Origin of the sequence: Aeromonas sp. FL131, from assembly GCF_049860615.1 — a bacterium.
Classification (GTDB): Bacteria; Pseudomonadota; Gammaproteobacteria; order Enterobacterales; family Aeromonadaceae; genus Aeromonas; species Aeromonas hydrophila.
Map to the genome: position 1 here is coordinate 3,630,001 of NZ_CP187595.1, position 13,442 is coordinate 3,643,442.

A 13,442-nucleotide genomic window follows, 5' to 3' on the forward strand; every position below is an offset into this window, starting at 1 on the left:
CCGCTTGCCGTGTCGATGGGGCGCATTATAGAGAGATTGATCACGCTGGCAAGGGGGTGAATGCAATAAAATTGCAAAAAAGCGCACTTTTTTAGTTATTCATATCCAAGCACAGCTTTTGTACAGACTTACCCACAGATAACGAGTAAAACAGGGAGATCCGAGTCTTCGTTTACCCTGTTTTCCATCCCCCCGCTTGAGCCAGCGCTCACGTTGACTTCCTATATATGCATCACTTCAGCCAACCCGGCTTCTTTTACCCAACGCGAGATCAGCTCGGCAGCCGGCCAGTCACGGCAACCAGAGACATTCTGGCCGGCCCAGAGCGGCGAACACCCAGTGTCTCCCCGCTGTTCGGCTGCACTGCGCAGCGGTGCCAGCGCGCCACTGGCATGAGGAAACCCAGGCACATCTTCAGACAGCGGGCCCAGCTCTCGCATCAGGCGATTGACGATGCCGCGGGCCGGGCGACCACTGAACAGGTTGGTCAGCGCCGTGTGTCGCCCTGCTGGCGAGAGCAGTGCCGCCCGGTGCAGGGCCGAGGTGGTCGCTTCATGGCAACAGAGAAAAGCGGTGCCCATCTGCACGGCGCTGGCGCCCAACTCCAATGCGGCGCGAATGCCGCGGCCATCGACAATGCCGCCGGCGGCGATGACCGGCAGCCTCACCGCCTCGACTATCTGTGGCAACAAACTAAAGGTGCCCTGCTGCAGACTGAGATCGTCCTCGAGGAAATGGCCGCGATGGCCGCCGGCCTCCAGCCCCTGGGCGATGATGGCATCGGCGCCATGGTCGGCGAGCCAGCGGGCTTCAGCGACCGTGGTGGCGCTGGCAAATACCTTGGCCCCGCTGGCCTTCACCCTGGCCAGCAACTCGGGCTCGGGCAGTCCGAAATGAAAACTGACCACGGCCGGTGTGAACTCGGCCACCATGGCGGCATGCTCGGCATTGAAGGGGGCCCGACTGGGGGCCGCCGTGCCGGCAGCATCACGCACGCCGTATTCGTCATAGTAAGGCGCCAGCCGCTGCAACCAGCGGGCCTGGACGGCGGGATCCGGCGCCTCCTGCCGGTGACAGAAGAAGTTGATGTTAAATGGCCCCTCAGCGCTCGCCGCCAGCCGGGTCAGCTCTTCGCGCAAGGTAGCGAGGCTCAGCATGGCCGCAGGCAATGAGCCCAGCGCGCCGGCCCGAGTCACAGCCAGTGCCAGCGCGCTGTCCTGCACACCGGCCATGGGGGCCTGAATGATGGGGTAGCGCAACCCCAGTTCGGCAAACAGCGTCATGATGTCGCCTCTCGCTGCTCCGTAGAGACACCTCCGACCTGGCTGCGCGCCAGGGCGATGGCCCCATCGATGGCCGCCCGGGCCTGCGGGCTGTTCTGCCAGCAGGTCGAGCCCAGCATGCTGGCCACCAATTGCACGATATGGCCGGTATCGGCCTCGGCCAATTGCACCAGATTGTGGTAACCAAGCTGTTCAAGCCGCCCGATGACGGTGGGCCCCACCCCTTTCACGCCGAGCAGCAGCGCCCGCTCCTCGCCCGAAAATCCTTGCTTGCTCTTCATTGATCAGACTCCTTTCCCATACCCTCATTGCACATCAGGCCCGCGAGGGGCCTGATGAAGATAAGCGGTCAACGTACGCTGCGCAGCAGGAAGTCCGGCTGACCGCAGGAGCGCAACTCGCGCTTTTGCATCTCGTCGGAACAGGTGACGGCTGCCGTCCCCTCCTTGTTGATGCAGATATAGACCTCCCGCAGGAAGCGGCCACCGTCGGCACAGGCCACCGTGATGTTGTCCGGGGCCAGCCAGTCGTTGGCACTGGCCAGATCCGCCTTGAGCTGGAAACGGCTCTTGCGCAGCGGCTCGGCGGGAGACTGATAGGCAGCCGGGATCTTCACTTTCTGGCGCAGGTCGCTGGCCAGCTGATGAAAGCCGCGCTGGCTCAAGCCGGAGCAAGTACCGTGCTTCTCCCACTCATGGCGATAGAGAAAACGGCTGGGATAGAGCCCGGCAAACTGCTGCTCCATCGCCGGATCCAGCCGCTCGCGGGTACAGCTGCTCGGGTAGCCGCGCTGATACTGGGGCCAGAGCCCGTGCAGCACGAATCCCAACTGGCGGGAACATTGGTCCCGGTCGGCCGGCTTGATGGCGCAATGCTCCGGTGACCAGGAGAGCGCCATGGCGTAATAGTCAAATTCACCAGCCTCCCCTTTGGCCTGCACGGCGGAGGAGAACCAGGGGGCCAGCAGCATGCCGAGCAGCACAACAATCTTCTTCATCTTGGGTATCCAGGGTTATACACATAATGTCGAGCGGGCCGTTTTGCCCTCGAGAACGGCCATGCTCCCATATTTTGCCCAGAGGGAACACCCTGCCGGGGCGCCGGCCCATGTCGGGGTCAGACCAGTAAAGGGTTTCCCCTCCCGGCACCGAGGCGTAAGCTGACTCTCCGGCGGGCCCGCACGTCCGGCCTGCTTCCCGTCCGCTTTCCTCTTCAACAGGATGTAACATGATCCGCAAGAATCCCTCCGGCCATCTGCCGGTCATCGACGAGTCAGCCTATATCGACAAGACAGCCATCATCTGTGGCAAGGTGATCATCAAGGAGAACGTGTTTGTCGGCCCCTATGCGGTGATCCGCGCCGACGAGGTGGATGCCAGCGGCGACATGGAGCCCATCGTCATCGGCGCCAACTCCAACATTCAGGACGGGGTCGTCATCCACTCCAAGTCCGGCGCTGCGGTCACCATCGGCGAGTACACCTCCATCGCCCACCGCAGCATAGTCCACGGCCCGTGCGAAGTGGGTAACCGGGTGTTCATCGGCTTCAACAGCGTGCTGTTCAACTGCCACATCGGTGACGGCGCCGTGGTGCGCCACAACTCGGTGGTGGACGGCTGCGATCTGCCGCCGGAGTTCTACGTCCCCTCCACCACCCGCATCAACCAGCAGAGCGATCTGGACCATATCCCGCGGGTGTCGGTGGATGCCGCCGAGTTCTCCGAGGATGTGGCCCACACCAACATCGATCTGGTCAAGGGGTACAAGGCGCTCTCCAACGAGTTCTGAGTCCCGCGGTTGCCAGGATCCACAACGGGCGCCGAGGCGCCCGTTGTCATGACTGTAAAGAGGGTGAAAAGGGAGCGTAAAAGCCGTTGAGCTAGCGGTCCGCCTGGCGTTTGATGGACCATCTTCCCTGAATGGAGTCATCCCCATGTCACGTTACCCCCTCGCGCTCACTCTGCTGCTTGCCAGCCTGTCGGCCCAGGCCTGCGAGCTACCACCTTCCCCAGCCGGTCGTCCCGATGCGCGCCCGCCGGCGTTGCCCGCCCCCCTCTATCACGCCAGCAAGCTGGGCCAGGATCCTCAGGCCACGGCCCAGGCGCTGTTCAAGAACATTCCGCCGGCCGAAGCCGACAAACGCTATGAGGTGGTAGTAAGCGTCCGCGAGCTGCCGCCCCAGCCCATTAGGATCCAACCTGCCGCCGCCCCACTCAAGGGGCAGTAAGGCTCACCGCTGGACCGGCCATGAAAAGGGCGCCGCAGCGCCCTTGTCGAGATCATGACTCGAATTCCTTAACGTGCCCGCACGCAGGCGACGCCGTGAGCCTCTTGTGGCAGATCCGTGATGAGCTCGCCGCTGCCCGGATCGAGCAGGGGAGCCTCCCCGTCGTCGTTGGGGGCATCACTGCTCCAGAGCCGGCTGTAGAGCGGCCAGCCCTGCTCCGTCAGCAGCTTCATCTCCTCACCGACTTGATGATAGGCGGCAAACAGTGCCGTCAGCTCCCTGGCCGCCGGCAGGCGCCAATCATCGTGGCCACGTGCCACCAGCTGCTGGCAGTAGTCGCGAGCCCGTTCCTGGCTCATCACCACATAGTCGTGGGGGAAGGGGTTGTAATCCCCATCTTCATCCCTGGCGCTGCCGTCGTAGGCCAGCGCCAGCCGGTCCGCTTCCGCGCGAGTCAGGGGGCAGACGAAGATCAACTCGCCCGCCGCCAGTTCGGGATGACGGCAGCCCTGGTTGAAGTCAGGCTGGGCATCCACCACCTGCACCGCCACTTCCAGCATCCGCTCACTCGTGCTCACCTGCACCCGGGCAGGCCCCACCGCCAGAGCGTGGAGCACCCCATCGCCGTCGACGCTGACCCGCTCCGGCGTCATGCTGCGCCACTGCATTGGGCCCTGCGCCGGACTGAGCATGCCATCGCTGAGCCGCAGTCCGGCCTGCAGAGCCAGCGCCTGGCCCACTTCCAGCCGGGGCGCTGCCGGCGTCACCTGCAGATCGATCACGATGGCAGGCACCGGCGCCTCGTCAGCCACCCCGCTCAATCCGAGTTCGGCGACCGTGGCCGGGGTGCGCCTCGGCTCGGCAGACACGCTGCGCAGGAACTCGCCGATGGCATCCAGCTCGTCGTTGGAGAGACCGAGCGCATGCAGGTGATCGGAGGCTTGCGGGAAGAAGGGATCGTACTGCGCCACCCCGGTCGGGAAGCCCACCCCGCTGCTCCACTTGGTCACCCCGAAGTTGTACATGGCCACCACCCCCTGCACGGAACTGCCGATGCGCTGCGCCAGGATGGGGAAGACCCCGTTGTGCATATAAGGTGCGGTAAACGCCACGTCCCGCAGGCTGGGGGTCTTGAAGCGCCCCATGTCTGCCTTTTGGCGGGTGTGCAGGAAGCGGCCGCGGTCTTCCAGATTGCGGCCATAGTAGGCCAGCCCCACGCTCTCGAACCGGTACTGGCTCAGCAGCGGCCCGGAGTGGCAGTTCATGCAGCGGCCATCGGTGCGATAGAGGTGCATCCCCCACAGCGCCTTGTCGCTCAGGGCCTGCCCGTCGCCTTGGACGAAGCGCTCGAAGTCGCTGTCGCGGCTGATGATGGTGCGCTCGAAGGTGGCGATCGCCTTGGCAATCCGCTCCAGGCTGATCCCCTCGTCACCGAACGCCGTGGCAAAGGCCGCCGGGTAGTCGTGGCTGGCTTGCAGACGCGCCAGCAGTTCGTCGTGATCCAGCGCCATCTCCACCGGGTTCTGGATGGGGTGCAAAGACTGCTCCTCAAGGGAGCCGACCCGGCCATCCCAGAACTGGCTGCTGCTAAAGGCACTGTTGATAATCGAGGGGGCGTTGCGGGTCCCCTTCTGCCCCTGGTGGCCCACCGAGACGCTCAGCCCGTCGCTCCACCCTTTTTGCGGATCGTGGCAGCTGGCACAGCTGATGTCTTGCGCCCGGGAGAGCCGCTTGTCGAAGAACAGTTGCTGACCCAGCACCACCTTGGCCCGGCTGTAAGGGTTGTCGGCCGGGAAGGGCACCGCCGGCAGCGGCCCCAGCTCCTGCCACTCGACCCCCTCATCAACCCTGGCCGCCGGCCATTGGGCGGCAGGGCCGGCATACCGGGCGCGCAGGGCGGCCATGTCGGGCATGCTGTCGTCACGGATGACCGAAGGGCGTACCGGATAGGGCGCCAGCACATACCAGAGCACGCTGCCCTCCCCCTCCTCGAGCCAGCTGCCCGTGGCGGGCTGGTAAAGAGCGGGGTGGCCGGCGCCGTCCTGCAGCCAGATCCGGGTTGGCACAGCCAGGGCAAAGGTGTGGGGGTAGCGCCAACTCTGCTTGTCCGCCGCCAGCAACCGTTCGAATTCGGCCAGGCCAGGCAGTCGCCAGTCCCTGCGTCCGCAGCCGGTTGGCACCACCCCCAGCCCGGCACGGCTGGCCTGCGGCAACGCACTGCTGCCGCTGGCGTGCAGCCAATACTGGCTGCCCTTGACCCCGGCGGTGCTGCGCACATCGTGCAGGCAACGCCAGTCAGTGCCGCTCGTCAGCCGACCCTGCTCATCAAGGCGCAGCAGGTCGGCCGTCTCCGGCTCGTCGGGCTGGCGGGGTTGGGCGGGATAGAACAGCAGCCTTGCCGCCTCGATGGGGCCGCTGTTGCTGCGCCGATACCAGCTGCGTTCCCCCTGATCGGCACGCAGGGCCAGCAGCATCTGCCAGCTGTCCGGATAGTTGAGCTCGGCTCCCGGCTGGCGCTGGGCCAGCAACAGGGTCGCATAGTCCTGAATGAGAGGTTGCTGTTGCAGACGGATCTGTGCCAGTTGCCCCCACTCGCCCTGATCGAGAGTGCCGTCCCCATTGCGGTCGGCCAGCAGGAACAGCGCCGTCTCCTCTTCATCCAGTCGCAAGGAAGGCACGTCAGCGCGCCGGGCCGACAGGGTCGTGGCGCCCAGATCGGCCACCCGGGCCGTCGCGGCGCGCAGAATATAGCTGCCGTCGCTCCCCACCAGCTCCAGCGGCTGATCCAGCAGCAAACCGGCCGGCAGCGTCATGATCAAGGGGCGCTCCTCCCCCACCTCTCCGCTCACCGCGATGCCAGTAGCGGCCTGGCGCAGCAGCAGGGTGGCCCCCTGACCCAGGCGGGCCGTCACATCGAGCCGCACGGTCAACTCGCTGCGGGTATGGGTCGGTACCGGTTCAATCGGCGGCTCTGTGGGTGGCGTCACCACCGGAGGTTCCACCGGCGGCTCTACCACGGGCGGTGTCACCACCGGCACAGAGGGAACGGGCGCCTGGCTATGGTTGTCATTGCAGGCGGTCAGGATCAGCAGGCTGACCAGTAAGAGGCTGGTTTTCATCGTGCAAAGGGTGAGTGGTCTGAGGAGTCGGCGATTATCCAGTCAAATGACAATCATTATCAATATCACCTTGCAAATATGTGTTTTGACAACAACCACGCTGTCGCGGGCACCATGACAAGAGGGCAGGCATCCGTCGATGCCTGCCCTCTTTATCTCCGTGTACCGGTCAGCCGGCAACCTCGGCTCGCTATCAGGAGCACTTCTTCAGGCTGATATGCCAGTTGGCGCCGGATTGCACCTGATGTTGGGCGGCGAAGCTGTCCATGTTCAGCGCCACCGACACCTGCAACAGGCTGTTGAGGTAGACCAGCGGCTGGCCTTCCGGCACGTCGCCAAAGCTGCTGACATAGGGGGCCTTGCCCTCGTACTTCAGTGCATCCCCTTCGCTGATCTTGATGCAGGCGTTGTCACCCTTGTTGATCCCCGCCTTGGTCAGCAGGCTGTCGTCGATGTTGGTCCAAACGTTGCCGTACTGCACGTCCAGGATCGGAATGGTGCCCTTGAGGGTGCCATCCTGCTCGGCCACTGCCGGCTGATAGGGGATCTTCACCACCTCGGCCGGCAGCTTGGGCCCTACCTGCTCATAGCTGATGGCACCGGAGGCGAGCCGGGCGCCGGTGTAGGCATAGACGTCGCGACCGTGGAAGGTGTAGGACTTCTCGGAGCCCTTGAGACGGTTGGTCTTCTCGTCGATCTGGCGCACGGTGTCGATGCCGAAGTGTTCGGCCACCAGGGTCAGGGTGCCGTTGTCCGGGCTGACGATGTAGTGGCCGCTCTTGGTCTTGAGCACCACCGACTTGCGATCGGTGCCGACCCCCGGATCCACCACGCTGACGAACACGGTCCCCTTGGGCCAGTACTGCAGGGTCTGATAGAGGCGGTAGGAGGCTTCCCAGATGTTGTAGGCCGGGATCTCGTGGGTCAGGTCATAGAGCGGCAGGGTGCGATCCACCCCGAAGGCGACTCCCTTCATGGCCGAGACGGCGCCATCCTTGAGACCGAAGTCGGTCTGGATCACCAGCGCTTCGTTGGCGGTGGCAAGGCTGCTGGCCAGCAACAGGGCGAGCGCAAGCGCACGGGGGGCGGTACGAATATCCATATCTGAACTCCTGAAGGTAACGACAAGACAACCATCTAGACATCCAGAATGCCATTACTTCCATATATTGCAAGCCGTATTCCCCGGATGGGGGGCGCCGAAAGCCCTCGCCAGCAGGTCGCGGCGGGTGTATGGATAAGGCTGAGTCGCGACCGCCACTAAGGAGACCCCATGACCCGCCACCAGACCGCCATCCTTCTCAGCCTGGGGGAGCACAGCAGCCAGCTGCAGCTGACCCGGGCCGACGGAACCCGCTTTACCCGCGACCTGGGCTTCGGCCTCGAAGCCATGACACCGGGCCCGTTTCGCCGGGATCCGCCGAGCGCGCTGGAGCTGGAGCAGGCCATCATGGTGGTGGAGGACGTGCTGATGCCGCTGGCCGCCGAGGTACCGCCCCATGAGGTGGTGACCCTGCAGGCGCCGCTGCCGCTGGCCGAGGTGCTCGGCAGTCGTGAACTGAGCCGGGAGAGCCTGGAGCAGCTGTTCGGCCAGTTTGCCGCCATGGTGGAGGGTGACCCGCTGGCCGCAGCCAACCTGCCCAAGACCCGGCGCTTTGCCGCAGCCCTCTTGATCCTGCGCGAATGGATGCACCATCTGTCGGCCGAGCGGGTGGTGCTGGCCGACTGAGTCACGCTAGCCGGCAGCCGGCTCGAAGCGGGTGCGCCAGGCCGCCCAGGCCAGCCCCAGGCTGATCAGCACGCTGCCGACGGTGAGCAGATCCACCGCCGCCTGCACACCGGCACCATCGCTGACCCAGCCCAGCAGCACCGGCACCCAGTTCGCCACATAGGCGATCACGTAGAAGAGCGACACCAGCCGGGCGTGGCTGGCAGCCGGCGCGATGCGGTTGACCAGGGTCGCACTGCCGACGAACACCGCGCCCTGGGCATAACCGGCCACCAGCAAGCCGAGCACCGCCAGCCACCACGACTGGGCATGCACGGCGCCGGCAAACAGCAACATGCAGAGCGCCAGCGCCAGGGCACCGCTTTGCAGGGTGTGACGGGCATCGAGCCTGCGGGCCCAGAGCTGGCACAGGCCGGAGAGCACCATGTAGGCTGCGATGAGATAGCCGAACAGGCCCAGATCCCGCAGCCCCAGCAGCTGGCTCGCCACCTTGGGACCGATGGCCAGCAGGCTGGCCGCCACCGCCCAGGCGGTAAACAGCGCCAGTGCACAAATAAAGAAAGCCGCCCCGGTGGCCTTGAGCCCCTCCCCCAGCGATCCCCTGCCCTGCTGCGTTGCCGCAGCCGGCGCCCCTTGCGCGCTGGCCGGCCAGCTCAATGCCACCCCCGCCATGGCGCAGGCCGCCAGCCCCATGATGAGCAGGAAGGGCAGTTGGGTCGGATAGCACTCCAGCTGCAGCGCCAACCCGCTGAACACCGGCCCGAGCGCCAGCCCGGTGGTGAAGGAGAGGGTCGCGCTGAGGGCGGCCCGCTTGCCGCCATCGCGCGGGCCAAAGCGCAGCAGGGCCACGTTGGCGGCGCCGGTCAGGGCGCCGGTGCCGATCCCGGCCAGCACCCGCGCCAGCAAGAGCGACCAGAAGGAGTCCGCCAGAGAGAACAGCAGGGCGCCCCCCAGTACCGCCAGCAGGGCCGGCAGGATCATGGCGCGCAGATCGCTCACCCTGCCCGCCAGATTGCCCACCCCGAACAGGGAGATCAGCACCCCGCCCGCATAGCCGCCATAGATGAGGGTGAGGCTGACATCGCTCAGGGCCAGCACCTGCTGATAGTGGGGATAGAGGGGGGTGGGCACGCTGCTGTTGAGCAGCGCCGACATCAGCGCCAGCGGCAGAAACAGCAGGATGGCGCGATGGGAGGTGGCCGCCGCAGAGGGGGCGGCGGCGCAAAGAGATGATGACATGCAAGGCTCCGATGAGGGCGGGCAAGGCCGCTGACGAGAGGCGCCATGATAGCGCCCATCAAGGCCCCTCGACAGCGACACGAATGCATCAGTCTGCTTCAATAATGCATGTCAGTGACATCTATCTGCATGTCGAGAAGGGCACTCTCGCCTTGTGATCCCGCCGGCACTGGCTTCTAATGGGCACGCCCCGCCGGGGCACTTTGAGTGGGAGGCTCGATGATCAACTGGGACGACGCGCGGTTTTTTCTGGCATTGGCACGGCAGGGCACCCTGCGCGGCGCCGCCGGCGTACTGGGGGTCGATCAGGCCACCGTGGGGCGCCGCATCACGGCGCTGGAGCAGAACCTCGGCTCCAAGCTCTTTATCCGTACCCCCAAGCTCTATGATCTCAGCTCCCTCGGCGAGGCCATGCTGGCGGATGCCAGCGCCATGGAGCAAGCCATCAAGGCCATCGAACGCAAGGCGAGCGCCGGCGATCAGAGCCTGTGCGGCGAGGTGCGCATCGCCACCACCGACACCCTGGCTCAGGCCTTCGTGCTGCCCGCTCTCACCCTGCTGCGCGAGCGCCACCCCGGCATCCGGCTCAGCCTGCAGACCGCGGTCAGCGTCAGCGACATCGCCTACCGGGAGGCCGATCTCGCCATCCGCGGGCTGCGCCCGGACAACGACGAGCTGGTGATCAAGCGCCTCACCACCATAGAGATGGGGCTCTATGCCTCCCGCGACTATCTGGCCCGCCACGGCACGCCCAAGAGCGGCCACGCTCTCAGCCAGCACGCCCTGCTGCTGTTTGCCAGGGAGCTTGTCTCCCGCCACTGGCACAGCCTGTGCGGGGAGCCGCTGCACGAGCCCAACGTGGTGCTGCAGTGCAACGCCCAGCTGCTGTTGCTGGCGGCGGCTCGCCAGGGGCTCGGCATCGCCCTGCTCTCCACCTTTCTGGCAGACAAGGAGCCGGAACTGGTGCGCGTGCTGCCCACCCTGTGCGATCCGGTCGACATCTGGCTGGTGCTCCACCCCGACTTGCAAAAAGCCAGCCGGGTGCGCGCCGTGGTGGATGCGCTGGAAGAAGTGTTTCACTGCCGCTGAGCCGGCGGCGCCTTCTGCCCGCGGCCCCGCATCTGTTACCATGCCGGCCATCAAGACTGTTTCCAGCGCGGCGTGGCCGCGCCCATCCCGACGGGTACCCTTATGTCCATTGCCTCCTTCGCCGACCTGGCACTCTCCCCCCACTTGCAGCAGACCCTGGCCGAGCTTGGCTACGCCGCGCCGACCCTGGTGCAGGCCAGCGCCATCCCGGTCATTCTGGCGGGACGCGATCTGATGGCGGGCGCCCAGACCGGCACCGGCAAGACCGCCGCCTTCGTGCTGCCGCTGCTGGAGCAGTTGCTGCAAAACCCGACGAACGATGCCCCTAGCCCCATCCGTGCACTAGTGCTGGTACCGACCCGCGAGCTGGCGGTGCAGGTGCATGAGAGCGTCACGCGCTACGCCAAGGGCACCGACCTCACCAGCACGCTGGTCTACGGCGGGGTGAGTATCGCGGCGCAGGTGGAGGCGCTGAAAGCCGGGGTGGATATCCTGATCGCCACCCCGGGCCGGCTGCTCGATCATCTGCGGCAGGGGGCGCTGAGTCTGGCGGCGCTGCGCCATCTGGTGTTTGACGAGGCGGACCGGATGCTCGACATGGGCTTTATGGACGAGATCAAGGCGCTGCTGAAACAGATCCCGGCGGATCGCCAGACCCTGCTGTTTTCGGCCACCTGCGATGACAACCTGTTTGCCTTGAGCAAAGTGTTGTTGCGTGACCCGGCACTTATCGAAGTAGCCCCGCGCAACACCACGGCGGCCGAGGTGGAGCAGCGGGTCTATACGGTGGATGGCGATCGCAAGCTGGCGCTGGTCGAACACATGCTCAAGGTGAAGGGCTGGGCGCCGACCCTGATCTTCAGCCGCACCCGCCAGGGGGCCGACAAGCTGGCCCAGCAGCTCGGCAAGGCGGGCATCAATGCGCTGGCCTTCCACGGCGATCTATCTCAGAGCGCGCGGGAGAAGGTGCTGCTGGAGTTTCGCGCCGGCACCCTGCAGGCGCTGGTTGCCACCGACGTGGCGGCCCGCGGCCTAGATATCACGGATCTCAACTATGTGATCAATATGGAATTCCCGTTTGTGGCGGAGGATTACGTGCACCGCATCGGGCGCACTGGTCGCGCCGGCAACAAGGGGCTCGCCATCACCTTGTTCAGCCCGGAAGATGCGCCACTGTTGGAGAAGGTAGAGGCTGTGCTCGACACCCGTTTGCCCCAGCAGTGGTTCCCGGGCTTTGAGCCAGATCTGACCCGCTTCGAGCCCGAGCCACGTCGCAGCAGCAAGGCAGCCCAGAAGCAGCGCGCCCGAAAGCAGGCGCTGGCTGGCAACAAGGGTGGCAAGGGCAAACGCTAAGCCGCCACTGCACCGCCGATAAAAAAACGCCCGACCGGGCGTTTTTTTATTTGCCGGCCGGCGGCTACCCGTTACTGGCCAGCATGGGCGGCAGGGCCCGCAGGATGCGCTGCTCGGCCAGGGTGGAGAGCACGAACATCACCAGATAACCGAGGCCGAGCGCCACGATAATGGCCACCACGTTGGTGGTGAAGCGGGCCACCAGGTAGTAGGCCGCCACCAGCGCCACTATGCCCACCGCCCGGATCAGCAGACTCTGGGTAAAGTGGCCGTGGGCCTTGATGTAGGCAAGCTGGTAGCCGTTGAGCATCATAAAGATGAAGAAGAGGGAGAAGTGCAGCAGCACCGGCACGGCACCCAGATAGTCAGCCGGGAACAGCAGCGACACCAGCGGCTTGCCCGCCAGCAGCATCACCAGAAAGAACACCAGGCTGACGATGGCGCTGAGGCGGAAGATCCAGCACCGGATCAGCCGGATCTGGCGGTGATCGCCGCTGCGCAGATTGACCGCCAGCTCAGGCAGCACGAAGCGGTAGATGGGGAAGACGAACAGGGTGGTCATGTAGGTGAAGATGGGGCGCACCACCACCTGAAAATCCCCCAGCTCGTCGAGGCTGAAGTGGCGGATGGTGAGCAGGACCGTGATGTAGATCATCAGGATGCTGGCCCCCGCCTCGAGGGAGGCGGTAAAGCTCTTCTTCACATAGCTGCGCATCTCGGGGCCAAGCTCGACCTTGGCCAGCGGTCGGGTGGCGATGGCCCGACGGCGGTGCAGATACATGTAGCCGGCGATGGCGAGCGAGGAGAAGGTCAGCCCGTAGAAGAGCGAAGGGAGCGCATCCAGGCCAAGGGCGAAATAGCAGGCCATAAACAGCAGGCCATTGGCCAGCGGCTCCAGCCAGGTGACCCGGTTGGAGATCCCGTACATCCGGTACATGGCCACCAGATTGGTGAAGTAGACCTTGAGCCCCAGCCCGAAGATGACCCCTACCAGTTGCAGATATTCGGCCCGGATATGGAGCCCGTGCTTGATGTAGGGGATCACCAGCCCCCAGGTGAGCAGCACCATGCCGATGAGGAAGTAGCGGAAGATATTGATGATGTCCCGATCGTTTTTGGTCTGGGAGTAGCTCACCACCATGGAAGAGCGAAAGCCGGTCATCAGGATCAAGGAGAGGGAGATCAAATCCACCACGCTGTTGAACAGCGCCAGTTCCCCCTTGGCCACCCACTGCGCCAGCCACACCTTGAAGGCGAAGCCGATGATGATGCTGGCCAGCGACGCCCACATGCCGGTGATGAAAGCCTGCTTGAGGCGGCCAAGTGAATCGGGTTGTTCGTCTTGAATTGCGTGCATCACGAAAGGCCCGCTAACTGCGTGAAGAGAGGCCCATCTTATGAAA

At 65.0% G+C, this 13,442-nt stretch carries 12 protein-coding genes; 5 read left to right on the forward strand and 7 right to left on the reverse strand.

Going from position 1 to position 13,442, the window contains the following annotated elements:
- Nucleotides 1–221: 221 nt before the first annotated feature.
- The 3 genes from ACPW75_RS16775 to ACPW75_RS16785 form a co-directional block, all read right to left on the reverse strand.
- Nucleotides 222–1,283, reverse strand: a complete 1,062-nt coding sequence (locus ACPW75_RS16775) for an NAD(P)H-dependent flavin oxidoreductase (RefSeq protein ID WP_077098261.1) — start codon at nt 1,281–1,283, stop codon at nt 222–224.
- The gene (locus tag ACPW75_RS16780; RefSeq protein WP_077098263.1) at nt 1,280–1,564 is read right to left on the reverse strand and encodes a Pathogenicity locus; all 285 of its coding nucleotides are present in this window, start codon (nt 1,562–1,564) and stop codon (nt 1,280–1,282) included. Before ACPW75_RS16780 ends, ACPW75_RS16775 begins: the two co-directional genes overlap by 4 nt.
- Nucleotides 1,565–1,632: 68 nt before the next feature.
- The gene (locus ACPW75_RS16785) at nt 1,633–2,280 is read right to left on the reverse strand and encodes a ribonuclease T2 family protein (protein WP_162518031.1); all 648 of its coding nucleotides are present in this window, start codon (nt 2,278–2,280) and stop codon (nt 1,633–1,635) included.
- Between the two features lie 230 nt (nt 2,281–2,510).
- Here ACPW75_RS16785 and ACPW75_RS16790 point away from each other — a divergent pair, with 230 nt between their 5' ends.
- Both ACPW75_RS16790 and ACPW75_RS16795 read left to right on the forward strand, forming a co-directional pair.
- The gene (locus tag ACPW75_RS16790; protein ID WP_005309014.1) at nt 2,511–3,071 is read left to right on the forward strand and encodes a carbonic anhydrase; all 561 of its coding nucleotides are present in this window, start codon (nt 2,511–2,513) and stop codon (nt 3,069–3,071) included.
- A 145-nt stretch (nt 3,072–3,216) separates the two neighbouring features.
- Nucleotides 3,217–3,510, forward strand: coding sequence for a hypothetical protein (locus ACPW75_RS16795; protein ID WP_077098265.1), 294 nt, complete (start codon nt 3,217–3,219; stop codon nt 3,508–3,510).
- Nucleotides 3,511–3,578: 68 nt separating this feature from the next.
- Here the strand turns inward: ACPW75_RS16795 and ACPW75_RS16800 are convergent, their stop codons facing one another.
- Both ACPW75_RS16800 and ACPW75_RS16805 read right to left on the reverse strand, forming a co-directional pair.
- Complete coding sequence (locus tag ACPW75_RS16800) at nt 3,579–6,629, reverse strand: cytochrome c peroxidase (RefSeq protein ID WP_077098267.1); 3,051 nt, start codon at nt 6,627–6,629, stop codon at nt 3,579–3,581.
- Nucleotides 6,630–6,822: 193 nt separating this feature from the next.
- On the reverse strand, nt 6,823–7,731 hold the full coding sequence (locus tag ACPW75_RS16805) for an SAM hydrolase/SAM-dependent halogenase family protein (RefSeq protein ID WP_042051314.1): 909 nt from the start codon (nt 7,729–7,731) through the stop codon (nt 6,823–6,825).
- A 171-nt stretch (nt 7,732–7,902) separates the two neighbouring features.
- Here ACPW75_RS16805 and ACPW75_RS16810 point away from each other — a divergent pair, with 171 nt between their 5' ends.
- A complete protein-coding gene (locus tag ACPW75_RS16810) occupies nt 7,903–8,358 on the forward strand; it encodes a hypothetical protein (RefSeq protein ID WP_103828945.1) in 456 nt (151 codons plus the stop codon).
- Nucleotides 8,359–8,364: 6 nt separating this feature from the next.
- On the opposite strand, the gene ACPW75_RS16815 is transcribed toward ACPW75_RS16810, so the two are convergent.
- Nucleotides 8,365–9,597, reverse strand: a complete 1,233-nt coding sequence (locus ACPW75_RS16815; RefSeq protein WP_190283852.1) for an MFS transporter — start codon at nt 9,595–9,597, stop codon at nt 8,365–8,367.
- A gap of 219 nt (nt 9,598–9,816) precedes the next feature.
- On the opposite strand from ACPW75_RS16815, the gene ACPW75_RS16820 reads away from it, so the two are divergent.
- The gene (locus tag ACPW75_RS16820; protein WP_077097956.1) at nt 9,817–10,686 is read left to right on the forward strand and encodes a LysR family transcriptional regulator; all 870 of its coding nucleotides are present in this window, start codon (nt 9,817–9,819) and stop codon (nt 10,684–10,686) included.
- 102 nt (nt 10,687–10,788) lie between these two features.
- Complete coding sequence (locus ACPW75_RS16825; protein ID WP_077097958.1) at nt 10,789–12,039, forward strand: DEAD/DEAH box helicase; 1,251 nt, start codon at nt 10,789–10,791, stop codon at nt 12,037–12,039.
- 64 nt (nt 12,040–12,103) lie between these two features.
- Here the strand turns inward: ACPW75_RS16825 and ACPW75_RS16830 are convergent, their stop codons facing one another.
- On the reverse strand, nt 12,104–13,396 hold the full coding sequence (locus ACPW75_RS16830; RefSeq protein WP_077097960.1) for a lipopolysaccharide biosynthesis protein: 1,293 nt from the start codon (nt 13,394–13,396) through the stop codon (nt 12,104–12,106).
- Between the last annotated feature and the right edge of the window lie 46 nt (nt 13,397–13,442).